The sequence below is a fragment of the Bacillus sp. 05T31 genome (assembly GCF_056396725.1).
Genome location: NZ_JBFTMA010001334.1, coordinates 1 through 502 on the forward strand (window position 1 = coordinate 1; position 502 = coordinate 502).

Annotated in this window: 1 protein-coding gene; it reads left to right on the forward strand. The window is 34.3% G+C overall.

Going from position 1 to position 502, the window contains the following annotated elements; all coding sequences use genetic code 11:
• Positions 1-502: MMPL family transporter (locus tag AC1DJR_RS33190; protein WP_477004592.1), on the forward strand; the 502-nt coding region annotated here is incomplete at both ends.

Here is a 502-nt window from a genome sequence, read left to right on the forward strand (position 1 = left end):
TTACTATTACTTGCGATAGTGCTCGGTACTTTTGCTCCAAAACTTCCAGGAGTATTGGGTGGTGATGGTTTCCAAACAGAAGGAGATTATCAAAAGACGAAAGAGATTTTAGATAAAGATTTTAAGCAGTCTCAGGATACACTTTTACTCATTTTTGAGAAGAACAAGAATGCTTCACATGAGGAGTTTCAAAAAGGTATAGAGGGAATTATAAAACATATTCAAGAGAAAGAAACGTATGAGTCTTTCCATCATCCGATAGAAAATAAAGTGATGCTACAAGATGATATCGGTTATGCGACGATTTTATTTTCCGGGAAAACAAATAAAGAACGAATGGAAAAGACATTACAATTCGCTGATGAAATCAAGAAAGAAAGTAGTGCAGTATTAAAAGTAACACCGACAGGGTATCCGGAAATTAATCAAGAGATTAATGAAAGAACACAAAATGATTTAAAAGTAGCAGAGATGATTGGATTACCTATTGCTTTTCTCGTAC